Here is a 24,824-nt window from a genome sequence, read left to right on the forward strand (position 1 = left end):
ACTTTATTAAATCATTATTTGCACTACAACTAATATCAGTTTAGAGCTCTTCTATATACATACTTTTTAGGGTCAATTTGTGCACCATTTTTTAACACTTCATAGTGTACATGGGGACCAGTAGAACGACCAGTACTTCCCATCAATGCGACCTCTTGCCCTTTGGAAACCACATCACCGACATTCACTAAAATTTCTCGTGAATGCCCATAACGGGTCTTTAAACCGTTACCATGGTCAATTTCTACTAATTTTCCATAGCCAAACATAGTGTTTGCCCAAGTTACTACACCCGCACCAGTTGCAACTACAGGTGAACCGTCTTTACCTGCAAAGTCTACTCCTTTATGCATAGTGCGTCGACCATTAAAAGGGTCGTTACGCATTCCGTAAGGTGAAGACATCCAACCTTTAACAATTGGTCTGCCAGATAAATATTGCTGAGAATAGATATGGTGATTACGGTCGACCGTTTCAAGTAACCCGAAATAATGTTCGGTTTGATTTATTTTGTTCTCAAGATCATTAATTTGCTGTAGAAGAGTACTAATTTCAACTTCAGCACCTGAAGTCGAACGGCCACCCAAGCCAATTTCCTCATCAAAGTTGAATTGTTCACTAATATTCGCCTGCTCTGCTAAAGCTTTACCAACCGCCTCAGCACGTGCTAATTTGGCTTGCAAAACCCCCACTTTAGCGGCAAGCATAGATAACTGCTGCTGGGTTTGCTGCTTTAATTGAGCAATTTGCTCAAGTTGAGCAGAATTATTTGATGCCTCAGCAACATGCTGCGCTTGTTTAGGAATAAATAAAGTAGCTACCGCGATAACCGACGCAAAAACGGTTAGGCTCAAGATAGGCCTAACAATTGAGAACTGTTTAATTCCTTTTCTAGTTCTAAATAAAACTGTTACACTCATTTACTTACTTAACCTTATTATTTTGCATGATGAAACAGTTCCCCAAATCCCTACAAAATCTTAGTAATTCAGGTTCATTAACTGAGATACTCCATCATGCAGAAAAGCTAAATCAACTGGACCAATGGCTAAAGCAGAATATCACTAAGGAATTAGCTACTCATATAAAGGTGGTTAATTTTCGTCAAGGCATCCTTTATATTGCCATAGACAGTGCTGTTTGGGCTGCTCGCTTTAACTTCCAAAAATCTCAAATAATTCAGGACTTAAGAACAAAGCATATGCCTATGCTCTCGGCAATTGAATTAAAAGTCAATCCCCAAATGCTTAAAACACAGGTTAACAAACCTACCAACAACAATCAGCTATCACCCAAGGCTGCCGCTCATATTGAAGAACTTGCAAATCAAATAGGCGGCCCCCTAGCTGAAAAACTAAAACGGCTGGCTTCAAAAGCCAGCCGATAGGTTATATTTTATCAATTAGGCTGTAGTCGTCGCACCAGCCCAGAACTTCACTGGTACTTGTTCGGGCTCTTCGAAGCTCACCAGTTCCCAAGCTTCTTGTTGAGATAACAAAGCTCTAACTAACTGATTATTCAATGCATGTCCGGTTTTATAGGCCTTAAATTCACCTAATATTGCGTAACCTGCCAGATATAAATCACCAAAGGCATCTAGAATTTTATGTTTTATAAATTCATTGTCGTCACGAAGGCCATTCGGATTGAGTACTTTAAACTCGTCAAGCACGACTGCATTTTCCATACTTCCACCTAGCGCTAGATTATTTGCTCGTAGGTATTCAATATCTCGCATAAAACCAAACGTACGTGCTTTAGAAATTTCCTTGATAAAAGTATCACTAGAGAAATCCATTTGCATACGCTGTAAAGATTTTGAAATCACTGGGTGCTCAAAATCAATCGCAAAATCTAGTTTAAACCCTTGATAAGGATGAAACTCTGCCCACTTATCACCATCCTCAACACGGATAGGCTTAGTAATTTTTAAGTATTTTTTGGGTGCAGATTGTGATTCAATGCCAACAGATTGAAGTAAATAAACAAAAGGGCTAGCACTGCCGTCCATAATTGGGATTTCTGGAGCATCAACTTCAATAATAGCGTTATCAATACCTAAACCGGCTAAAGCAGAAAAAAGGTGTTCAATAGTTGAAACTTTGACGCCTAGCTCATTAACGAGTGCAGTACATAGAGTTGTTTCTTTTACTAAATCAGCATCGGCAGCAATAGTTACATTAGGGCTTAAATCGGTACGCACAAGAGTAATGCCACTATTAATAGCAGCAGGCTTAATCGTTAAATTAACCTTTTCTCCCGAGTGTAAACCAACTCCGGTAACCGTAACAATTTGCTTTACTGTTCTTTGAAAAATCATTCAGAAACCACTTATGTTAATACTTAATTACGCAAAACGGCGGCAATATTACCATAAAACCGCCAAAACACAAAAAACCGAGCCGGTATCGGTCATTTTATTCCTCTAGTCAGCCTGTTTTCTGAAAAAAGCTGGAATATCTAGGTAATCTGGCTCGCTTGCTGTCACCGGTTGAGCGTTGCTTTTAACCCCTTCTGAGGCTGCCCTTAAATCATCTTGAGATTCGGCTCTTAATTCTGCACTAGACTCAACCATTGGAATGATTGGTTCTGGTTTAAGCACTGCGTCCTTTTTAACCTCAGCTTTAGTCACCAGGGTAATATCAGGTTTCGCTTCCTGGCCAATACCAGTTGCCACGACCGTTACTCTGAGTTCGTCGCTCATTTCCATATCAATTACCGCACCAACCACAAAAGTAGCTTGCTCTGATGCATAAGCTCTGACGGCACTACCTACAGTTTCAAATTCTTCGATACTGATATCCATACCAGCTGTGATGTTAACTAACACACCCTTAGCGCCAGCTAGATCAATGTCCTCAAGTAATGGACTTGCCACCGCCGCTTCTGCTGCTTCTTCCGCGCGATTTTCCCCGCTTGCCACACCTGCCCCCATCATGGCATTGCCCATTTCTGACATGACGGTTTTAACATCTGCAAAATCAACGTTAATTAAACCTGGGCGCGTGATCAGCTCAGCAATGCCCTGAACAGCACCTAAAAGCACATTATTAGCAGCGGCAAAGGCATCTAAAAGGCTAGTACCACGACCCAATACTTTTAGTAATTTTTCATTAGGGATAGTAATTAAAGAATCCACGCTCTTGGCTAATTGCTCGATACCCGCATTAGCATGGTCCATGCGCTTTTTACCTTCAAAGGGAAAAGGCTTGGTCACTACTGCAACGGTTAAAATCCCCTGCTCTTTGGCAATCTCTGCCACAACAGGAGCTGCCCCAGTACCAGTGCCACCGCCCATCCCAGCGGCAATAAATACCATATCAGCACCAGCAAGCGCAGCTCGCAAAGCTTCGCGGTCTTCTTCTGCTGCTTGGCGGCCAATTTCTGGCTTAGCTCCAGCTCCTAAACCTTTAGTAATGTCTTTACCAATCTGAATGGATGACTCCGCATTTGACTTTCTTAAAGCTTGCGCATCCGTATTGGCAACAATAAATTCTACCCCTTCGATCGTTTGAGCAACCATGTGCTCAACAGCATTACCACCGCCGCCACCAACACCAATAACCTTAATTACGGCATCTTCTGTTGCTTGCTCCATTATATCGAACATGGCAATTTCTCCATTTTATATTTAGAGGTTCTTTTTCACCCAGCTTTGAAGCTGGCTGAATATATTCTTAAAGGACTTTGATTTAGTTTTTTCAGAGTTATGATCCAATAATTGCTTTGCGGCCATATGTAACAAGCCTTGAGCCGTTGCGTATTGTGGCCCTTCAATTAAATTATTGTAACCCTTAAGGGTGTTCGGATTAGCCACTCTTACAGGCATACCAAAACACGATTCAGCGACTTCAATGACACCGTCGATTTTAACTGTACCACCAGTTAATACAATGCCGGCAGCAATTTGCTCATCAAAGCCACTCGCTTTTAATTCTTCTAGAACCAATTCAAAAAACTCTGTATATCTTGGCTCAACCACTTCAGCTAACGTTTGCACCGACATACTGCGTGCATCTCGCCCCCCAACTGATGGGACTTCTATCCCCTGAGTTTTATTCGCCAGAGAAGCTTTGGCGCAGGCATATTTAACTTTAATTTCCTCTGCGTTAGCCAAGGGCGTTCGGAATATTTTAGCGATATCTGTAGTCGCCTGATTACCTGCAATCGGTACTACCGCAATATGTCTAATGACCCCATTGGTATAAACCACAATATCAGTCGTACCACCACCAATATCAATAAGGCATACCCCCAAGGCTTTCTCATCCTCGGTTAAGACTGCTTCTGCTGAGGCCAATCCAGAGAATACAATATCGCTGTCATCTACACTTAAACCCGCTCTTTGTGCACATTTAGTAATATTTTTAGCCATATCACTCGCACAAGTGATCATGTGAACTTTTGCCTCTAAACGCATGCCCGACATGCCAATTGGATTGCGAATACCGTCTTGTAGGTTATCTATAATGAATTCTTGAGGCAATACATGTAACACTTTTCGTTCATTAGGCATTTTTACAGAGCGCGCCATATAAATAACGTTATCTACGTTATCCTGAGTGACTTCCTCTTCATCAATGGTGTCCATACCTTGTTCATTCTGACAACTGATATGCTTTCCTGAGATACTGAGCATAACTGAATTAACTTCACATTCAGCCATGGCTTCGGCCTGATGCAGTGCACGGGTAATACTTTGCACCACTGAGTCGAGATCATTGACTCCGCCTTTATCCATACCTCTGGACACTTGTTCACCAACACCAATAACACTGATTTGACCATCTTCAAGCAGCTCGCCAATTAATGCGACTGTTTTTGAAGTACCAATGTCAAGCCCTGCAATAAGTGTTGTTTCTAGGTGTTTAGTCATGTATTCGCCATTATTATAATTTTCCGACAGCAAAGCCTGTGTCATATCTTAAATCAACATAGTCAAATTGCTGCTGTTGCTGCTTTAACTGAGAATAACTAGCAACAAACCTTGCGATCCTACCAATTTTATCTCGTTTTCCCAACTTTAAAATCAAGCCATTAGCTAAATTCACCTGACAAGCATCGCGACTATTCAAATGTAATTGATCTAATATTAATCCCGCTTTATTCAGTTCTACTTCTATTTGTTCTAGTAGCGGCCAAACTTGTTCCAATTGCTGATCTTTAGCAAATATTTTCGGTAAATGCTGCAGTTCAAAACGATAACCTGCTGTAAATATCTGCCCTTGTTTATTTAACCAACCTTCATCATTCCATCTCGCGATGGGTTGCTGCTCTTTAATCTGAATAATAATGGCATCTGGCCATTGCCTTCTAACTGAGGCTTTGTATACCCAAGGTAAACTTTCCACTTTATCCATAATGGCGCGCATATCAGAGATAAACAAACCTGCAGCGGCTATCTCTGATATCGCCAAACGTATCTGCTGGTCTGAAGTTTTACTTCTTTCACCTTGCAAATATATATTATTAATTGGCGATTTATCCGCATCTTGCAGTTGATTATAAAATCGAACAGCCAATAAACTCATGATCAACAAAACCAACAGCAAAAACATCAGGCCTATATAGGTCTGTAACTGTACTACCGGCTTTGCTGACTGCGTTGGCATTAATGAGCTGCCTCAGTTAATCTGAGCACTAATTGTTCAAAACTCATCCCTGCTTGTTTGGCGGCTAAAGGTACTAAGCTTTTTTCGGTCATCCCTGGTGCCGTATTAATTTCCAATAGGTAAAAATTACCTTGTCTATCTTGCATAAAGTCAACTCTGCCCCAACCAGATACGGCGACAGCATCATAAGCTTGTAACGCAATTTGACCCAGTATTTGCTCTTGAGTTTGACTTATCCCACTCGGACAAAAATATTCGGTAGTATTGGTTAGATACTTGGCCTCATAATCATAAAACTCATTCGGTGTTTGCATTCTAATTGAAGGCAGCACTTGACCATCAACAATCGCGACCGTAAATTCTTCGCCATCAATATATTGCTCAACCAGTAATTCCGTATCATATTGACTTGCAAGTGTAACTGCATCCAGCAACTGTTGTGCTGAGGTTGCGATTGACATACCGACACTTGAGCCTTCTTTAGCCGGTTTTACAAATACTTTGCCACCTAGTTCATCGATGATAGCTTGAGCCTGCTGCAGCGTAATCTTGGCATCATTTATCACTTGGTAACTCGCGGTAGGTAATCCTATATTTTGCCAAATTTGTTTACATCGAACTTTATCCATGGCTAAGGCAGAACCTAATACTCTCGAACCAGTGTAGGCTAGGCCAAGTTGCTCTAAGGCACCTTGCATGGTGCCATCCTCACCACCTCGGCCGTGCAAAGCGATAAACACCTGGGTTGGCTTTGCTGCTATTAGGTCTGTTAGCGATCTTTGTGCAGGATCAAAACCAAAAGCGGGTATCGCTAATTTTTCAAAAGCTCTTAATACTGCGGCACCAGATTTTAATGACACCTCCCTTTCTGCTGAGGAGCCTCCCATTAATACTGCAACATTGGTTACTTTATTGCTCATTGATACTGCCTTTCATTACTTCTATTTTCATTGCCATTGATGCTAATTGTTTTGATATTTGGCCAACACTTCCGGCCCCCTGGGTTAACACCAGATCGTTGGCTTTCATCACATCAGCCAATACCCCTGCTAACTGATGCTGTTCCGCTACGAAAATCGGCTCTACTGCACCGCGTTGTCTTATCGCTCGAGCCAATGCACGACCATCGGCACCAATAATAGGGGACTCACCAGCACTGTATACTTCAAGTAATAGCAGCGTATCTACCTGGGAAAGCACTTCAACAAAGTCTTCAAATAGATCGCGCGTGCGGCTGTATCTGTGGGGCTGATAAATCATCACTAAACGCTTATCAGGCCAACCTTCTCTGACCGCTTTAATGGTAGCGGCTACTTCAGTTGGGTGATGGCCATAATCATCCACTAGCATAACTTCACCATTATCGATTGGATAATGACCTAGTTGTTGAAAACGTCGACCAATCCCTTGAAAGCCCATGAACGCAGAAGTAATGGCACTATCATCAATGTCATCCTCACGGGCCACAGCTATCGCCGCTAATGCATTTAAAATATTATGTTCACCAGGTAAATTTAAGACTAATTCCACTTCTTGGTAGCCTTTTGCTTGTACCTTAAAACGTGTTTGACCTTGGCTTTGGGAACAGTCAACCGCCCTAACATCTGCATCCTCACTAAAGCCATAAGTAATAAATTTACGGCCAATTTCAGGTAACAATGAACGGACAACTGGACAGTCGATACATAAAACAGCGACCCCGTAAAAAGGCAGATTATGCAAAAATTCAATGAAGGTTTTCTTCAGTACTTCAAAGTCTCCACCATAAGTATCCATATGGTCAGCTTCAATATTGGTAACGACTGCAACCATCGGCTGCAAATGTAAAAAGCTGGCATCAGATTCATCCGCTTCGGCAATTAAGGTGCGACTCGACCCTAACTGGGCATTAGTACCTGCACTGTTTAACAAACCACCAATCACAAATGTTGGATCCCTCTGTGCTTCACCGTAAACACTCGCAATTAAACTCGTGGTGGTAGTCTTGCCATGGGTACCCGCAACGGCAATGCCATGTCTAAAACGCATTAATTCAGCGAGCATTTCTGCCCTTCTGATCACAGGTATACGCATGTCAGTGGCTGCTTGTATTTCTGGATTGTTAGGATCGATGGCAGTCGATACCACCACTACGTCGACACCTTGAACAGCTTCTTTGCTATGGCCTAAAAAGATATTGGCGCCTAAAGATTTAAGCCTTGCTGTTACGCCATTTTCTGCAACATCGGAACCACTAATTTGGTAACCTTCATTGACCAATACTTCTGCAATCCCCCCCATGCCAGCACCACCAATGCCAACAAAGTGAATTTTCTTAACACGCCCCATTTCGGGGATCATATTACGTAAGTTTGCCTTCTTAGACATGACTTGTTCCTTCATACTGCTGTGCAAGTTCTAGACACTTTTGTGCCACAACTGCCGTTGCATCATATCTAGCACAACTTAATGCTGCTGCAGACATGTGCTGTAATTGTTCATCTATAGCCAGTTCCAATACCATTGCTGCCAACCCCTCAGGGCTCAACTGACTTTGAGGCATCAACTTAGCCCCACCTGCGTCCACTAAATACTGCCCATTTTTAGTCTGATGATCATCAACCGCATGTGGATAAGGAACCAAAATACTCGGTAGCCCCACTGCAGCCAATTCTGATACTGTTAATGCACCACTTCGACAAATGACAATATCTGCCCACTGATAAGCCTCTGCCATATCATCGATAAACTCTACTACCTTGACATTGTCAGGATACTGATAAGCTTGTTCAACCTTATCTTTTTTACCTTTACCTGTCTGATGCCATATGTGCAGCTCTACATCATTGTGGATAAGTGCCACTGCTTGAGGCACCTGCTCATTAAGTACCTGAGCCCCTAAGCTACCACCGACAACTAATAATCTAATTCCTGCATGTGTTTTTTCAGTTGTGACCGGTTGCATCTCTTGACGGACTGGATTCCCAACCACTTGTGCATTGACTAACGCTTGATTAAAAGCACATAAATTTACATTCGCAATCTTAGCCAGTAATTTATTCGTTAAACCTGCTGTCGCATTTTGTTCATGAATAATTAACGGTAACCCCATCATCTTAGCCGCGACGCCGCCAGGACCGCTGGCAAATCCGCCCATCCCAAGAGCAACATCTGGCTGTTGCTGTGCGATCACTTTCTTAGCTTGCCTAATAGCCTGCCAAATTTTAAAAGGCGATTTAAGGAGACGTAGCAGGCCATTACCACGAACTCCCTCTACATCTATAAAGCTAATGTCTATGCCATGCTGAGGTACAAGCTGGGCTTCCATTCTTTTAGGTGTTCCCAGCCAATGGATTTGCCAACCCTGCTGAGCTAATTCTTTTGCAACGGCTAAAGCAGGAAAAACATGCCCCCCTGTGCCGCCGGCCATAACTAATAGTTTTCTTTGTTTACTCATCTTTGATCTTTAACTGCTTTTGTTGAGACAAGCGATATTCAAAATCGATTCTAATTAATAAAGCCCCTGCCATTGTCATCGCCACTAGACTTGAACCGCCATAACTTATAAATGGCAAGGTTAATCCTTTGGTAGGCAATAGACCTATACCCATACCGAGATTAACTGTCGTTTGAAAGCCCACCCAAATCGCAATGCCCCAACTGACGTAACCTGCGAAAGCCTGCTCCACTAAGATACACTTCTTTCCTATAAGGAAGGCTTTTGCCATCAAATAAAAAAGCAAAGCTAGAACGATAACAACGCCAACGAATCCAAGCTCTTCACCAATAATTGAAAAAATAAAATCGGTATGCGCCTCTGGCAAATATTCTAGTTTCTGAATACTGTTACCAAGGCCTTGCCCAAACCAATCTCCCCTGCCATAAGCCATCAACGAATGGGTTAATTGATACCCGTCACCTAGTGGATCTTGCCAAGGGTCTAAAAATGACATTAATCGACGTAAACGATATTCTTCAAATATGGCAGCGTAGCTAAATAGTAACAGTCCAGCACCCGACAAACTCAAAAACACACTCATGCTTGAACCAGCTAGAAAGAGTAATCCGAGTGTGATCATAAAAAGCACTACCACAGAACCTAAATCAGGCTGGTTGAATACGAGTGCAGCAAAGAGCAGCCATGCTGCAATCGGCTTTAAGAAGCCAAATTTAACGATTCTGATCTGCTCTAGGTGTCGAGCGATAAAACTTGATACATAAATAATCAAACAAAGCTTCGCAAATTCAGATACCTGAACTCTAGCCACACCAGCACCTAACCAACGAGTAGAGCCATTAACCTCTATCCCTAAAGGTGTGTATATTAAGATCAGCCCCAACAGGCCTAATCCATAAATTAAGATGGAACCTTTTAACCAAGTTTCAACTTCAACTCTCAGTACAATCCAAGCCGTTAAGGCAGCCACTAATAAATAAAAAGCATGCCGTTCAATAAAATAATATTGTGACTTTCCTAATGAAATGGCTTCTTGCACTGAAGCAGAGCTGACCATCACAAAACCAAAAAGGATCAGCCCAACAATTAACACTAATAAGCTTCTATCATAAAGCTGCTCACCAATATTGGGACCAGAGCTTAAATTAAATGATAAGCGCTTGGTTCCTTTAAAAAGTGATAATTGTTGCTCTGCCATTGCCTAAATCCCTTGAGCCTTCGCGACAAAATCTTTACCCCTAGCCATGTAATTAGGGTACATATCGATACTGGCACAAGCTGGGCTAAGTAAAATAATATCGCCGGGCTCGGCTAACTGTTTAGCACGTTTAACAGCCTCAGCCATGCTATCGACAAATTGACCACCATTTTTAAGTTGTGCAATTTTATCACCATCTTGACCGAGACATATCAGGTTTTTCACTTTAGCCAAAGCTTGACTCAGCTCGCTTACATCTGCACCTTTAGCGTCTCCACCAGCAATTAAAATTAATTTTGCTAAGTTGTCCTTAAATCCATCTAAAGCAGCTAAAGTCGCACCTATATTAGTTGCTTTAGAATCATCAACAAAGCTAACACCATTGAGCTTAAATACAAGCTGGCATCTATGTGGCAGACCTTGGTAACTTTCTGCTGCCGCTAGCGTTTTGCTGATAGGCAAATCGAGCGCGTTGGTGAGCGCCAACGCCGCCAGGATATTTGCCATATTATGTCTGCCCACTAACTGAAACTGCTCACTATTGGCAATGGGCTTGCCTTGGTGAAATAGGCTATCACCTGCTAAATACCAATCAGCTTGGGCTTGCTCAATAGAAAAGCTTTGTAAACTCTGATGATCGCAATGGGTTAATGGATCGTCTAAATTGATTAAAGCATGCTTTGCTTGGTTATAAATCCCTAGCTTAGCTTGACGATATGCATCAAAGCTAGGATAACGGTCAAGATGATCAGCGCTAACATTTAATACCGTAGCAACATCCAGATTGAGACTGCGGGTAGTTTCCAATTGAAAACTTGAAAGTTCAACAGCGATTAAATCTAAATCCTGCTCTAGCAGAGTCAACATTGGCACTCCAATATTTCCGCCAACCGCAGATTTTAATCCCGCTTGCTTCGCCATATGGGCAACTAATTCAGTTACCGTAGACTTTCCATTTGAGCCGGTAATACCCACCAATTTTGGAGGGTTAGCTATTTGATTGATCTCTCTGGCAAACAGTTCCACATCACCAATAACTTCAACCCCATTAGCTGCGGCGGCGGCAATCTCTTTTGTTGCTATCGCGATCCCTGGGCTAACAATTAACTGTTTCGCTTCTAGCATTAACTTCTCTGGCCAAGCGCCTTTACCTAAAGTTAATTGCGGGTAAAGCTCAGTGAATTGGTCTTCCCCAGGAGGTTTCGAACGGCTATCCCAAACAACGGGCGTGATGCCTTTGTTCACTAAAAAGCGAACGACTGACAAACCTGTGGCACCCAAGCCAAGAACAATGTGCGTACTCACCATTACCTCAACTTCAACATGGCTAATCCCATTAGCACCAAACATAAAGAGATGATCCAAAAGCGCACAATGACTCTTGGTTCTGGCCAACCTTTTAACTCGTAATGGTGATGAATTGGCGCCATTCTGAAGATCCTTTGCCCCCGTAACTTATAAGAGCCAACTTGTAAGATCACGGAAAGGGTTTCGATCACGAAAATCCCGCCCATTACAATTAACATCACTTCTTGACGAACGACCACGGCAATCGCACCAAGCAAAGCACCTAATGCAAGTGAACCCACATCGCCCATAAACACTTGTGCTGGATAAGTGTTAAACCATAAAAAGCCCAAGCCAGCCCCCACTACTGCAGTGCAGACAATCGCGACTTCACCCACATCTGGGATGTATGGAATATGCAAATATTTGGCAAACTCGGTATGGCCTGTAAGGTAGGCAACTAATGCAAATGCCGCCGCAACCATTATGGTGGGCATAATGGCTAGTCCATCTAAGCCATCCGTTAAATTAACCGCATTAGAACTACCAACAATGGCAAAGTAACAAATTACAATAAACATTAGCCCCAGTTGTGGCATCACATCCTTAAAGAAGGGCACAACAAATTGCGTATCACCAGGTACTTGGGCACTCCAGTACAAATAACAGGCTATAGCTAATGCAATGACTGACTGCCAGAAATACTTCCACCTTGCAATTAAACCCGCAGGATCTTTACGGATCACCTTACGGTAATCATCGACAAAACCGATCGCACCAAAAGCTCCTAACACCACAAGTAATACCCACACATAGCGATTATCCAGATCACCCCATAATAAAACGGAGATAAAAATGCCCGCTAAAATCATGATTCCGCCCATTGTTGGCGTGCCATGCTTACTTAAGTGAGACTCAGGACCATCATGTCTGACAACTTGGCCAATTTGCATTAATTGCAGACGTCTAATCAGTTTAGGGCCTATCCATAAGCTAAATACCATCGCGGTAAGTAAACCAAGGATGGCTCTGAAAGTAAGATAAGAAAATACATTAAAACCAGTATAAAACTGAGTAAGGTATTCGGATAAGTAGACAAACATCTAGCGCCACTCCCCATTTTGATATTGTTGTTTTAAAGCGCTGATAACACGTTCCATTCTAGCTCCTCGAGAACCTTTGACTAAAATGGTCAGCTGAGGTTGTTTTGACAAGAAATCTGATAAGTAATTCAGTAATGCTGGTAACTGCTCAAAATGAACGCCATCGGCCATGATTGAGGTGTATTTACTGACGCTTCCTAAGGTCAACACAAAATCAATACCTTGCTGTTTTGCATACGCCCCTACTTGGCGGTGACCGGCTTCAGTCGTATCCCCCAATTCCGCAAAGTCGCCAAGGATAAGCATACTAACGGAACTTTGAGCGAGCACATCAATAGCGGCATTTACTGAAGTAGGGTTGGCATTGTAGGTATCATCAATGACCGTTTTACCACCAAAATAGTGCGGTAACAGCCTGCCAGAGACAGCTTGCAACGCCTGTAACCCCTTTGCGATGACCTCTAATGAGACGTCTGCAGCAATTGCCATTGCCGCAGCAGCTAGGGCATTCAGTACCTGATGCTTCCCATTAAGCTGTAGTTTTACAGGTTGACGTTGTTCACCATAACAAAGTTCAAATTGATAGCGAGCTAATTCATCTGCTTGCAAATTTTGGGCACGAACTTGAGCACTGGCTGACAAACCAAAGCTGAGATTCCGACAATGGCTTGCTTGCTGCTTAAGGAAAGGATAAAAAGCATCGTCAGCATTTAATACAGCGACACCTTGTGAACCAAGATGCTTATATATTTCTGATTTTGCTTGGGCAACCCCTTGTAAAGAGCCAAACCCTTCTATGTGAGCTGCACCAATGTTATTGACTAAAGCGACGTCTGGCTCAACCAAGCCACTGGTGTAATCAATTTCATGTTGATGATTGGCGCCTAATTCAAAAATCCCAACTTGCTGCTCTGGACCAAAGCGCAACATGGTCAATGGTGCACCAATATCGTTATTAAAATTACCTGCCGTTGCTAGAGTATTATGCTCATTAGACATAATACTATTAAGCATTTCTTTTACGGTTGTCTTTCCACAACTTCCGGTAATGGCAAACTTAAATAGCGACAGTTGACTAATAACCAACTTTCCTAAAAGCCCGAGTGCTCTTTTGGTGTCATCAACTAAAATATATGACTTGTTAGTTTCAATAGCTTGGCTTACCACCGCTGCGGTTGCGCACTCTAACGCTTGCGCGACGAATTGGTGAGCATCAAAACGCTCACCAATTAGAGCGATAAACAACGTATCCTTAGTCACATTTTTGGAATCTGTACTGACATTTGTAATGGTAGCGTCTTCACCAACCAAGCGACCACCTAAGTAAGCAGCGATTTGCTGCAGTGTCAAAGGGATCATTGGTTCACTTCCATCAGCTTTGCCACATAGGCACGTTCGTTATAAGGGTGCTTAATACCGCGAATTTCTTGATAGGTCTCGTGACCTTTGCCTGCGACCAAAATAACATCTTCAGCTTTTGCGTGCTCTAAAGCATAAGCTATCGCTTGTTGACGATCTTCAATTACCTTGACTGAAGATTTATCAGCCAGCTCTGAAGTCATATCCGAAAGGATTTGTGAGACCAACTCTGATCTTGGATTATCTGCCGTCAACACAACCCTATCGGCGTTCGATATGGCAGCATCGGTCATCAATGGCCGCTTACCTCTATCCCTATCACCGCCACAGCCAAAGACACACCAAAGTTTGCCTTGGCAATGTTTTTGTAATGCTTGTAATGCTACTTTTAGCGCATCAGGCGTATGGGCATAATCGACAACAATGGTCGCTTTATGTTGTTGCGCAAACTTTTCCATTCGACCATCAATAGGGGTCAATTTAGTGACCATCTGAGCAGTTTTGTCGATGCCGAGACCAGCTAGATCGAGCATCGCTAAGGCGGCCAACAAATTCGATAAATTAAATTCACCTAATAGTGGTGAGTTAATTGTAAAGCGGCCTTTAGGGGTCACAATTTCAGCTTCTACACCTGACTCATGAAAACGAGCATGGCCAATATGATAATGGGCATTGGCATTAGATACTGAATAACCATAACTATCACCTTGGTACTGTGACTGCCACAGCGCACCGTAACTGTCATCAATATTAAATAACTTATAACGTAAATTGGGATAATCAAATAAACGCCTTTTAGCCAACGCGTAATTATCCATATCACCATGATAATCAAGGTGATCCCTACTAAGGTTGGTAAATACAGCGCCTTTAAATGGCAGTGCTGAAGTTCGTCCTTGCACGAGGCCATGGGAGGAAACTTCCAACATTTGCCAGTGGGCACCTTGCTCAGCAAAATGGTGTACATTACGACAAATGGTCAGTGGGTCTGAAGTGGTATTCAGAGATTGCTCTAGGCTCCCCCAAAGACCGTTACCATTGGTACCAAATACCGCAGCAGGCTGACCACATAAGGTAACAAGTTGCGCCATTAGCTGGGTCACAGAAGTTTTGCCATTAGTGCCAGTCACCGCTAACAACGTGTTTAACGCTGACTCAAGTGGATAAGCTTGCATCCCAAGTTGAGACAGTTCCCTGCTTAACCCAAAAAATGAAATTACTGGACATTGCTGCTGGTATTCCACTTGGCCATGGAGGTTGGATTGATTCGTTTCTTGTATCACTGCAACCGCGCCAGCAGAGATAGCACTATTAATAAACTGCCGACCATCAACCTGATGACCCGCCACAGCAACAAACAAGTCGCCAGCTTGTAGCTGGCGACTATCTAAATGAATATTATTAAATTGCTCAGTACCACTATAGGGAAACCAAGGAGCCAATAATTGGCTAATTAAGGTCATCTCACCCTCTCTTGCAAATTTACAAACTGCAATTGCTGTTCAATCACAGGCTCAACGTTCAGCATTTGTAATGCACCTGCCATCACTTTGGCGAACACTGGAGCTGCTGCATCACCACCATGATAATCATCACCTTTAGGTTCATTGATCATCACCGCAATTACTAATTTTGGATCATGTGCTGGTGCAACCCCAACAAACGATGCCACATAATCATTGCCATACCCTCCAGCTACCGCTTTTTCACTAGTACCAGTTTTGCCAGCTACTGGATAACCTTCAATATGAGCTTTTAAAGCGGTACCACCTGGTTTGGTAATACCAACTAACATTTTTAATACTTTATCGGCGACTTCTTTTGAAAGCACTTGGGTCGCCTCGGGCAATTGCACTTCACCATCAACTTTTGCTCTTTTGAGTATCGTGACCGGCATCATTTTACCCTCATTAGCCAGAACACTGTACATGCGCGCCATCTGCAAGGTCGTTACAGTAAAGCCATAACCAAATGATAAAGTGGCCTTTTCAAAGTCTGACCAACGGTACCTTTCATTGATTAAGCCATCCTGCTCACCGTTGAGCTGCAAACCACTAAATGAACCTAACCCCAAAGCATAATAAGTGCCTAAAATTTCTTGAGCCGGCATTCGCTGAGCAATTTTACTGGTTCCGACATTCGAGGACTTTAATAACACTTGCTGAACCGTCAAATCACCTAGATCTCGACCATCTCGAACATAAGAACCACCAAGTCGCATATATCCTGGTGAAGTTGCAATGACTTCTTCAGGTTTTAGCACTCCAGCTTCTAAAGCCGCAGCAATAACGAATGGCTTAACTGTCGAGCCTGGTTCAAAGGTATCACTAATAGCTCTATTTCGAACCCTAAAAGGCTGACGCTGACTCGTTACATTGGGATTAAAACTCGGTGTATTGGCCATCGCCAAGATTTCACCGGTTTTGACATCCAAGACGACTAAAGATGCTGATGTAGCATTTAAGTTAGCCGTTGCATTTTTCAATTCTTGATAAGCTAAAGATTGAATTCTGAGATCAATACTTAGATTAAGATCTTTGGATGGCTTTCCAGATTTTATCTCAGATAATATCTCTACAACTTCACCGGTATTATTACGCCTAATATCAACTTTATCACTGGTACCAGTTAGCCATTGATCATAAGCCCTTTCGATGCCTTCAATACCCTGATCATCAATATTGGTTATACCAATGAGCTGCGCTATCGTTTCTCCCGCTGGGTAATAGCGTCTTGACTCTTCGCTTAATAACAGTCCAGGTAATTTTAACTGCCTAATGTAGTTTGCAACACCAGGGGTAAGCTGCCTTTTTAAATATAACCAGCGAAGCTTTGGATTCGATTCTATTCTATGTTTAATTTTCGCATAAGGCACACCAATTACTTCAGCTAAAGCTTGCCATCGATTAACATCAGCAAAGCCATCATTCTGAGCGATTAATTGCGGATCAGCAACAAGTGCTAGCATAGGCACACTGACAGCAAGCATGTCATTATAACGGTCTGTGATTAACCCTCGCTGAACTTCAAGCTCGTTAGTTCTAACTGAACGAATATCACTCTCATGCCTCAGCTTATCCGGAGATATCACTTGAATTGAAGCTGCCTTAGCCACCAGCACAATAAAGATAAAACTAAGCAACCAGACAAGAAACTTAAACCTGCCCGGACTTAATTCTGGTCTAATATTGGCTTTTACTTTGGCCTTCATTGGATTTTAATTACCTTTTCTTGCGAAGGGGCTAAACGAACCATGTGTAAACTTTTCTTAGCCGAAGTGGTTATCCGACTGTGCTCTGACAAAGTTTGCTCCTCAATAAGCAAGTGACGCCAGTGAATATTTAATTCATCTCGGCGTTCCAATGCATCACTCCAACGTCCAGCAAGGGCTCGATTTTTTTCACTCAATTGCAAGCTATAAAGTGCTGTTATCAGCACAGTTAAAGCTAACAATACAGTGAATTTGTGGGCCATTATGTCTTGCCAGATAATTTTAGGTAGCGATACATATTGATTATTCATGATCACACTTCTCCAGGGAGTCTCTGGGCAACCCTTAATACCGAGCTTCTTGCTCTAGGATTCATCTCTATTTCTTGCTCGGTAGGCTTTTTCGCTTTGCCAATAGGTTTTAGTCTTTTGGTTTTATTAATTTGCTCCTCCGTTAATGGCAAGCCCATTGGGGGCTGCTCACCTTGGGAGTGACGGCGTATAAAGCGTTTTACGATTCGATCTTCAAGTGAATGGAAACTAATCACTGATAATTGACCACCAACACGCAACACTTTAAGGGCACCTAATAGGGCTTGCTCTATCTGCTCTAACTCACTATTAATATAAATTCTAATTGCTTGAAAAGAGCGAGTCGCTGGATGCTTATGCTTTTCCTTTGAACGAAGTAAACGACCAATTAAATCAGCCAACTGCTTAGTTGAAGTAAAAGGCTCTTCTACGCGATCATGAACAATGGCACGGGCAATTTTCTTGGCAAACTTTTCTTCACCATAATTTTTAAGAACCCAGGCAATGTCATCTGCTTCAGCACTGTTTAACCAATCCGCTGCGGTACGACCTTGAGAAAAATCCATGCGCATATCCAATGGCCCATCTCGCATAAAGCTAAAGCCCCGTTGGGGATCGTCTAGTTGTGGACTCGAGACGCCGAGATCGAGAAGAATGCCATCAATTTTGCCAGTTAAACCTAACGCTTCAACGTATTCAGCTAAACCAGCAAAACCACCATGAACGATCTGAAAGCGTTTATCATCAGCAAACATTTTAGCGGCTTGAATTGCACTAGGGTCTCGATCAATGGCAATTAACCTACCATTTTCCCCTAAACGAGAAAGAATTTCCGTTGAATGACCACCTCGGCCAAAGGTACCATCAATGTAAATACCATCAGCTTCGATAGCCAAACCGTCTACCGCTTCGTGCAGCAATACTGTTTTGTGGAGGGCTTGACTCATAATTTATCTCTAAAGTGAGAACTGACTTAAAGATTCAAACTCGGTCAGATCTGTCTGTTCAAGGAGTTGTTTACTTGATTGGATCTGTTCATTCCATAATTGCAGATCCCACAACTCGAATTTATTTAACTGCCCTACCAAAGCCACATTTTTAGTTAACTGACACTGTTCTTTCAGAGCGCCAGGCACCAGAATGCGGCCATTATTATCCATTTGAGTTTCATGGGCATGGCCTAACAATAAACGTTTTACCGCTCTTTCTGTCTTATTAGTATCGGACAATTTCATTAACTTAGCAGCGACACTCTGCCATGCAAATTCTGGGTAGATCAAAATACAAGGGGAGGCAATATCTAAAGTAAGGATAAGCGACTGAGAGTCTTCCTCTGTAAGATGCTCACGTAAACGCTTAGGAACCGCAAAGCGTCCCTTGTTATCAAGCGTTAGTAATGAACTTCCGGAAAACATAAGATTCTTCCTTGATTGATCCACAAATTACCACATTTACCCACAATGACAAGTTTAGAGATCTAAATGCAATAATGTCAAGGGATCTGCGCTAAAACTCCCCTAAAGCGTAAATGATGTTCAGGATCTCTCCCTTTGATCCATTAAAAAAAAAGACCCTGTAGGGTCTTGAAGTTTTTAAAGCGTATTTAGTATTTATAGGTTTATCTTACGCTTTCTTAACACTCGGTTAAGGATCACCCCAGGGCTTAAGTCCTGACTAGGTGGAATTTGTTCATAAGCAACCATTAACTCCATTTGCAATTCAGGATCAAGCCCCATGGCACTGAAAGCCATCAAAGTTAATTTTTTCTGGTGAGTATTCATGATTGAACGAATCAAACTTACGGGTACGGAAACCTCACCTTCACTATCGACGACGGCTGCCGCTGTCAAAGTAACAATTTGGCCAAACATAGAAAATAACCCTAAGGTCTGCACTTCTTCAGGGGAGATTAGGTTATCTGGGATATCAAACAGAGCATCTACTGATTCAGAGGCGATTTGCTCATTTAGATGCCAATAGCCATGGACTAGCTTTTTAAAAGGTTGATGCAAGTGCTCAAATTTTTCTCTTAGATAAAAAGAAAAAGCATAACGATAAAGGTTAATGACACCCAAGCGAATCACTGCATCTTTTAAAGAGCGCACCTTAGTGCGAGAACTCCAATTACGGATAACAGAATTACTGCGCCACATCATTTCTGCGGCTAACCCAGGGTCTTTAGCAATAATATCACAAAGGGAATTAACGGTCGATTCAGCAACAATTGCTGCCTTCAAATCACTAAGAATCTCTCGACGACCGACAACCTGCTCCTCATTTTTAAGGATACTTCTAATTTTATCTAAAACTTGTTGTTCTATATCGAGCTCTGTTAGCAATTCCATTGCTTTTCCCTACTAACTTTATGTAAATCCATACTAAAACTTTTCGCCTTAACATAGCAAGCAATCATAACTGTGATGCTATCAATTTATACAGCGACAAAAAGTAAGTAAATATTTACATAGAAGGATAATTTTGATTTGGAGCAGGCCGATAAGCCGGGTTTTGTCTCCTCTTGCGAGGTGGCAATCATTCCTCTAGGCCATAAATCACTTTATGGCTCAAGCAACCTACCCGCCCCCAACGCGGACCACGCCATACGGGGGCCTATTTGGTCTTGCTTCGGGTGGAGTTTACCGTGCCACGAATTGTTACCAATCGCGCGGTGCGCTCTTACCGCACCCTTTCACCCTTACCTGTGCACCATTACTAGAATGGGCCATCGGCGGTATACTCTCTGCTGCACTGGTCGTCGGCTTGCGCCGCCCAGACGTTATCTGGCACCCTGTCCTATGAAGCCCGGACTTTCCTCCCCGCAATAACAAGTATTACGCAGCGATTGCCTGGCCTGCTCCAAGGCGCGAATTATACGCCTCCATATTAGCTTTACAAGTAAAACATCTCTAAAAGTGCTCTAACCCATATTTATACAAAAGATTTTTCTTGAGATTAAAGATCTGTGCAGTAATCGCTGCAGCTTTCTTCAATGGCATTTCTGCGGCCAACAATTCTAAGGTTGCGATAGCTTTAACAGAAAGATCATCTCCAGATGCACGATAACCTTTAACCATCAACACCATTTCACCTTTTTGCTGTTCGGGAAATTGCTCAAAAAACGAAATGAGTTCTGATGCATTACCACGATGAAAAGTTTCAAATGTCTTCGTGAGTTCGCGGGCGAGAACTAACTCACGTTCAGGTATCACCTGATTAATGGCCGTTAAAGCAAATATAATTCTCCTAGGGGACTCATAGAATATTAATGTTCTGGGATCTTGGCTGAGTTGTGAAATCAGCTCTAGTCTGGCTTTTTCTTTGGCTGGTAGAAAGCCCTCAAAACTAAATCTATCCGACGGTAAGCCTGAACCACTTAGAGCGGTGATCATCGCACTGGCTCCTGGTAACGGGATGACCTTTTGCTGTGCTTCTCTGAGCGTATTGACTAGGTGGTAACCAGGATCAGAAATTAACGGCGTGCCAGCATCGGAAATTAAAGCGACTTTTAAACCTGCTCTAATCTGTTCGACAAACCAACTTGCCCGTTGTTTTTCGTTATGATCATGCAAAGCGGTGGTTTTGGTGGTGATCCCATAATGGCTTAATAGTTTGCCACTATGGCGAGTATCTTCACAGGCAATCAAATCCACATTCTCAAGTACATTTAGCGCTCTTTGAGAAATGTCTTCAAGATTACCGATAGGGGTGGGCACTACATAAAGTGCGGGAATTAAGTCCATAATATGTCTCAGTAAATTACTTTATAAAGCTTGCTTGGCAGAGTAAACTTATATAGGCGAAAATTATCGCTATCTCTGGTTTAGTTCAGCTTTAAGCTACATAAAACCAGTATAATTCCGCTTTATCAAAGTTTTAACCCTAATGGAAATCAACATGAAAAGCTGCGGCAGATTAATTTTACCATTGCTAAGCCTCTTATTTATAGTCGCTGGCTGTAGTCAAAAAATTGAACCAATAAAATCCAAGGATACTCAATCAACACTACAGTACCAACAGCAACCAGCCCAACATCACATTGCTGCATCAAAATCTGCCAACAGTAATTTTAATCAAATTGGTCATTTGCTCCTAGCAGCACAAGCTTATCTTGAAGCGCATCAAATTAACCAAGCAAACTCATTGTTAACCAGCCTCAGTGATAAGGTTAGTTTAGATTCAAGACTCAAATACAAGCATCAGTATCTAACCGCTAAATTTTTGCAGCTTACTGACAACAACGATCAAGCTTTGCTGATTTTAGATGATCTTAAAACAAAACCCTTATCCACTTACCAAAAAGATGAGGTTTTATTCTTGGCCAGCAGCATCTATCAGCTTACAGGGCAACCCTTAGAGCAAGTGGAAAACTTAACTCAACTTTCACCAGCTAGCACTACCCCTCTAGTGAATGAGCAAATCTGGCAAGCAATTTCTAAACTTCCGCTATCAACTTTAGAGCTATTCCAGCAACAAGCTAATTATACCTTCCAAGGCTGGCTTGATTTGGGGCGAGTTACTCAACGCAATATGTCACAGCCAGATGTATTAAAACAGCAATTATTGCTGTGGCAACAACAATACCTAAATCACCCGGCAGCCATACAACTGCCAAGTAATCTGCAAGCTGCCATTGAAGTAGAGGCCTATCAGCCTAATGCTGTCGCGGTGATTCTACCATTACAAGGAAAACTGGTTCAGCAAGCACAAGCGATTCGCAATGGGATACTAACGAAACTCTATCAAATTCCCGTAGAACAGCGCCCTGTGGTTCATTTTATAGATTCAGAGCAAGGGCTAGAGCTGGCCTACCAGCAGGTACAAAACCTAGGCAGTGAGTTTGTAATTGGTCCATTACTTCGCAGTGAAGTGGATGAGTCCCTTACTTTGAACAATCAACCTCAAAATCAGCTATTTTTAAACTATCCGCAGCAACTCAAAGCGGATAGCCATAAATATTATTTCTCTTTGTCGCCTAACACCGAAGCAGAAAATGCAGCCAATTACTTATTTGGCCAAGGCATTAAAAGACCTATCGTAATTCATAAGCAAAATTCAACCAGTCAAAGGATGTTCGATACTTTTTCGCAGCAATGGTATCAGCATACTGGAGTGCAAGTTGAGTCATATAAGTATAAGAACTCTCGCGACTTAAAAGATATCGTAGCAAAGGCTCTCGGCAGTGCGGACTCATTAACCAGAATTAATAAAATTAAAAACCTTTTAAATGTGGCTGTTGAAGCAGACTTTCGGTCAAGAACCGATGTCGACGGTATCTATCTCATTGCATCAGGCCAGGAGGTTAAGCTGATAAAACCTTTTATTGATGTGAACCTATCCCGTGCAGGGACTAAAATCAAAACTTTCACAGCAAGCCGAGCGAATCTTCCAGCCGCACAGCTAGGCCGTGAATTAAATGGAATGATGATTAATGATATGCCCATCATCTTCTCGGATAATGAGCAAGCGAAGTTAATTGCAAAAGTATGGCCTCAGTGGGGACTGTCACAAAAGAGATTATTTGCCTTTGGTTATGACGCCTTAGCTTTAATTCCACAATTAGCGCAAATGAAAGTATTTAATGAATACCAGTTTTCCGGGCTAAGTGGTGCCTTAACCAGTGAAGCTAACGGTCAAATAAAAGCCCAGCAAGCTTGGGGGCAGGTTTACAATAAAAGATTAATTAAACAATGAGCATTACCCTTGGCCAAGAATTCGAAAAGCAGGCTGCACAATATCTGCAAAGCCAAGGGTTAAAATTGGTTGGCCAAAATATAAACTACAAATTTGGCGAAATTGATTTGGTTATGAAAGAAGCCAATCAATGGGTTTTTGTTGAAGTGAAATATCGAAGCACATTACAATTTGGTGGTGCGCTAGCGGCCATAAGCCAAGCCAAAAAAATGAAAATAATTCGTGCTGTTGAAGCTTATGTTCAGCAGCATAACATCAAGCAATCATATAGAATTGACGTTATTGCCTTTGAAGGACAACAACTTCATTGGCTAAAAAACGCTATTACTGCATAATTAATTGCAAATTACTTATAGAAGATATCCCATGTTAGAACGTATCAAAGAAAGCTTTACCGAATCTATTCAAACCAAAATTGATGCCAGCGAAGCACTGCCTGAGGCAATTGAAAAAGCGGCTATGATGATGGTTAATTGCCTTCTAAATGGTAATAAAATCTTATCTTGTGGTAATGGGGGCAGTGCCGGAGACGCCCAGCACTTTTCATCTGAATTACTCAATCGCTTTGAAACTGAACGCCCTAGTCTACCAGCGATTGCATTGACCACTGATTCATCTACGTTAACTTCTATCGCCAATGATTACAGTTATGAAGAAGTGTTCTCAAAACAGATTCGAGCATTAGGTCAACCGGGTGATATCTTGCTGGCTATCTCAACCAGTGGCAATTCAGCCAACGTTATTAAGGCAATGGAAGCGGCACTAAGTCGTGACATGACCATAGTGGCTTTAACTGGTAAGGATGGCGGTCCTATGGCCGGATTGCTCAGTGCCAACGATGTAGAAATTCGAGTGCCAAGCCACCGCACCGCACGAATCCAAGAAGTTCACTTACTGGCAATTCACTGTCTGTGTGACAGCATTGATCGCACCCTGTTTCCTGAGGAAGAATAATGTTGCGGCTGCCTCTAATATTACTAACAATATTTTTGATACAAGGATGTGCTGGTCTAGTGTTAGTTGGGGCAGCAAGTACTGCCGTAGTCGCCAATGATAAGCGTTCCATTGAGACTCAAGTGGATGATAAAACCATAGAAGCGAAATTATCTGACGCCCTTGGTGAGCATCCCGAAATTCAAGAACATACTAACATTAGCCTGCATGCAATTAACAACAAGCTGTTGATGGTTGGCCAAGTGCCGACTCACCCTCTAAAACAAAAGATTCTGAAAATCATTCAGGATTTAGATCTCACTGAATCTATCTACGATAGAATTCGAATTGGTAATCCAACCTCCTTGGCTACACGCACAAATGACACTTGGATTACCACCAAGATTAAGACTCAATTAATCGCCAAAACCGGAATAGACAGTTCCAGGGTCAAGGTCGTTACGGAGAACGGCGAAGTCTTTTTAATAGGCTTGGTTACCAGCAGTAACGCTAGCAAAGCTGTTGATATTGCTCGTAATACCACTGGGGTCAGAAAAGTGGTACGCTTTTTTGAGTTCACACTGTAAGCAATCACGAGCTTGATAACTGATAAACTGCCATCGTTAATTTGGCAGTTTTGTTATTTTTAGTCTTAAATTATTGTTAATATTTAACTTTACACT

General features: G+C 42.3%; 24 protein-coding genes and 1 other RNA gene. 5 read left to right on the forward strand and 20 right to left on the reverse strand.

Going from position 1 to position 24,824, the window contains the following annotated elements; genetic code table 11:
- Window positions 1-35 precede the first annotated feature (35 nt).
- On the reverse strand, window positions 36-920 hold the full coding sequence (locus tag GFB48_RS11315) for a M23 family metallopeptidase (RefSeq protein WP_163935527.1): 885 nt from the start codon (window positions 918-920) through the stop codon (window positions 36-38).
- A 26-nt stretch (window positions 921-946) separates the two neighbouring features.
- Here GFB48_RS11315 and GFB48_RS11320 point away from each other — a divergent pair, with 26 nt between their 5' ends.
- Window positions 947-1,387 carry a DUF721 domain-containing protein gene (locus GFB48_RS11320; protein WP_163935530.1) on the forward strand — a complete coding sequence of 147 codons (441 nt, stop codon included), beginning with the start codon at window positions 947-949 and terminating at the stop codon, window positions 1,385-1,387.
- 15 nt (window positions 1,388-1,402) lie between these two features.
- Here GFB48_RS11320 and lpxC read toward each other — a convergent pair whose 3' ends face one another.
- The 19 genes from lpxC to rsmI form a co-directional block, all read right to left on the reverse strand.
- A complete protein-coding gene (lpxC, locus tag GFB48_RS11325) occupies window positions 1,403-2,320 on the reverse strand; it encodes a UDP-3-O-acyl-N-acetylglucosamine deacetylase (RefSeq protein ID WP_163935533.1) in 918 nt (305 codons plus the stop codon).
- A 105-nt stretch (window positions 2,321-2,425) separates the two neighbouring features.
- A complete protein-coding gene (gene ftsZ / locus GFB48_RS11330) occupies window positions 2,426-3,610 on the reverse strand; it encodes a cell division protein FtsZ (RefSeq protein ID WP_163935536.1) in 1,185 nt (394 codons plus the stop codon).
- Window positions 3,611-3,631: 21 nt separating this feature from the next.
- Window positions 3,632-4,876, reverse strand: a complete 1,245-nt coding sequence (ftsA, locus tag GFB48_RS11335) for a cell division protein FtsA (RefSeq protein WP_163935539.1) — start codon at window positions 4,874-4,876, stop codon at window positions 3,632-3,634.
- Window positions 4,877-4,889: 13 nt separating this feature from the next.
- Window positions 4,890-5,612, reverse strand: coding sequence for a cell division protein FtsQ/DivIB (locus tag GFB48_RS11340; protein WP_163935542.1), 723 nt, complete (start codon window positions 5,610-5,612; stop codon window positions 4,890-4,892).
- On the reverse strand, window positions 5,612-6,532 hold the full coding sequence (locus GFB48_RS11345) for a D-alanine--D-alanine ligase (protein WP_163935544.1): 921 nt from the start codon (window positions 6,530-6,532) through the stop codon (window positions 5,612-5,614). The genes GFB48_RS11340 and GFB48_RS11345 overlap by 1 nt, the downstream gene beginning before the upstream one ends.
- Window positions 6,522-7,979 (reverse strand): UDP-N-acetylmuramate--L-alanine ligase, encoded by a 1,458-nt coding sequence (murC, locus tag GFB48_RS11350; protein WP_163935546.1) that lies wholly within the window; start codon window positions 7,977-7,979, stop codon window positions 6,522-6,524. The genes GFB48_RS11345 and murC overlap by 11 nt, the downstream gene beginning before the upstream one ends.
- Window positions 7,972-9,048 (reverse strand): undecaprenyldiphospho-muramoylpentapeptide beta-N-acetylglucosaminyltransferase, encoded by a 1,077-nt coding sequence (gene murG / locus GFB48_RS11355; RefSeq protein WP_163935549.1) that lies wholly within the window; start codon window positions 9,046-9,048, stop codon window positions 7,972-7,974. The genes murC and murG overlap by 8 nt, the downstream gene beginning before the upstream one ends.
- The gene (gene ftsW / locus GFB48_RS11360) at window positions 9,041-10,246 is read right to left on the reverse strand and encodes a putative lipid II flippase FtsW (protein ID WP_163935551.1); all 1,206 of its coding nucleotides are present in this window, start codon (window positions 10,244-10,246) and stop codon (window positions 9,041-9,043) included. Before ftsW ends, murG begins: the two co-directional genes overlap by 8 nt.
- Before the next feature lie 3 nt (window positions 10,247-10,249).
- Window positions 10,250-11,554 carry a UDP-N-acetylmuramoyl-L-alanine--D-glutamate ligase gene (murD, locus tag GFB48_RS11365; protein WP_163935715.1) on the reverse strand — a complete coding sequence of 435 codons (1,305 nt, stop codon included), beginning with the start codon at window positions 11,552-11,554 and terminating at the stop codon, window positions 10,250-10,252.
- Window positions 11,554-12,636 (reverse strand): phospho-N-acetylmuramoyl-pentapeptide-transferase, encoded by a 1,083-nt coding sequence (gene mraY / locus GFB48_RS11370; protein ID WP_163935553.1) that lies wholly within the window; start codon window positions 12,634-12,636, stop codon window positions 11,554-11,556. The genes murD and mraY overlap by 1 nt, the downstream gene beginning before the upstream one ends.
- A complete protein-coding gene (gene murF / locus GFB48_RS11375) occupies window positions 12,637-13,995 on the reverse strand; it encodes a UDP-N-acetylmuramoyl-tripeptide--D-alanyl-D-alanine ligase (RefSeq protein WP_163935556.1) in 1,359 nt (452 codons plus the stop codon).
- Window positions 13,992-15,458 carry a UDP-N-acetylmuramoyl-L-alanyl-D-glutamate--2,6-diaminopimelate ligase gene (gene murE / locus GFB48_RS11380; RefSeq protein ID WP_163935559.1) on the reverse strand — a complete coding sequence of 489 codons (1,467 nt, stop codon included), beginning with the start codon at window positions 15,456-15,458 and terminating at the stop codon, window positions 13,992-13,994. Before murE ends, murF begins: the two co-directional genes overlap by 4 nt.
- The gene (locus GFB48_RS11385; RefSeq protein WP_163935562.1) at window positions 15,455-17,206 is read right to left on the reverse strand and encodes a penicillin-binding protein 2; all 1,752 of its coding nucleotides are present in this window, start codon (window positions 17,204-17,206) and stop codon (window positions 15,455-15,457) included. The genes murE and GFB48_RS11385 overlap by 4 nt, the downstream gene beginning before the upstream one ends.
- Window positions 17,203-17,517, reverse strand: coding sequence for a cell division protein FtsL (gene ftsL, locus GFB48_RS11390; protein ID WP_163935565.1), 315 nt, complete (start codon window positions 17,515-17,517; stop codon window positions 17,203-17,205). Before ftsL ends, GFB48_RS11385 begins: the two co-directional genes overlap by 4 nt.
- 2 nt (window positions 17,518-17,519) lie before the next feature.
- Window positions 17,520-18,464 carry a 16S rRNA (cytosine(1402)-N(4))-methyltransferase RsmH gene (gene rsmH, locus GFB48_RS11395; protein WP_163935567.1) on the reverse strand — a complete coding sequence of 315 codons (945 nt, stop codon included), beginning with the start codon at window positions 18,462-18,464 and terminating at the stop codon, window positions 17,520-17,522.
- 9 nt (window positions 18,465-18,473) lie between these two features.
- On the reverse strand, window positions 18,474-18,932 hold the full coding sequence (mraZ, locus tag GFB48_RS11400) for a division/cell wall cluster transcriptional repressor MraZ (protein ID WP_163935569.1): 459 nt from the start codon (window positions 18,930-18,932) through the stop codon (window positions 18,474-18,476).
- A gap of 195 nt (window positions 18,933-19,127) precedes the next feature.
- Complete coding sequence (locus tag GFB48_RS11405; RefSeq protein WP_163935571.1) at window positions 19,128-19,862, reverse strand: HDOD domain-containing protein; 735 nt, start codon at window positions 19,860-19,862, stop codon at window positions 19,128-19,130.
- A 136-nt stretch (window positions 19,863-19,998) separates the two neighbouring features.
- Window positions 19,999-20,375: RNase P RNA component class A (gene rnpB, locus GFB48_RS11410), an RNA gene on the reverse strand.
- A gap of 48 nt (window positions 20,376-20,423) precedes the next feature.
- Entirely contained in the window at window positions 20,424-21,257 is an 834-nt protein-coding gene (gene rsmI, locus GFB48_RS11415; RefSeq protein WP_163935572.1) for a 16S rRNA (cytidine(1402)-2'-O)-methyltransferase, read from the reverse strand.
- A 154-nt stretch (window positions 21,258-21,411) separates the two neighbouring features.
- Between rsmI and GFB48_RS11420 the strand changes: the two genes are divergently transcribed.
- Genes GFB48_RS11420 through GFB48_RS11435 form a run of 4 tightly spaced genes read left to right on the forward strand, consistent with a single transcriptional unit; the run spans window position 21,412 to window position 24,728 of the window.
- On the forward strand, window positions 21,412-23,208 hold the full coding sequence (locus GFB48_RS11420; protein WP_163935574.1) for a penicillin-binding protein activator: 1,797 nt from the start codon (window positions 21,412-21,414) through the stop codon (window positions 23,206-23,208).
- A 2-nt stretch (window positions 23,209-23,210) separates the two neighbouring features.
- The gene (locus GFB48_RS11425) at window positions 23,211-23,543 is read left to right on the forward strand and encodes a YraN family protein (RefSeq protein WP_205597731.1); all 333 of its coding nucleotides are present in this window, start codon (window positions 23,211-23,213) and stop codon (window positions 23,541-23,543) included.
- Window positions 23,544-23,574: 31 nt separating this feature from the next.
- Window positions 23,575-24,162, forward strand: a complete 588-nt coding sequence (locus GFB48_RS11430) for a phosphoheptose isomerase (protein ID WP_163935578.1) — start codon at window positions 23,575-23,577, stop codon at window positions 24,160-24,162.
- The gene (locus tag GFB48_RS11435) at window positions 24,162-24,728 is read left to right on the forward strand and encodes a BON domain-containing protein (protein WP_163935579.1); all 567 of its coding nucleotides are present in this window, start codon (window positions 24,162-24,164) and stop codon (window positions 24,726-24,728) included. Before GFB48_RS11430 ends, GFB48_RS11435 begins: the two co-directional genes overlap by 1 nt.
- Window positions 24,729-24,824 lie beyond the last annotated feature (96 nt).

It is taken from the genome of Paraferrimonas sp. SM1919, from assembly GCF_010993985.1.
Classification (GTDB): Bacteria; Pseudomonadota; Gammaproteobacteria; order Enterobacterales; family Shewanellaceae; genus SM1919.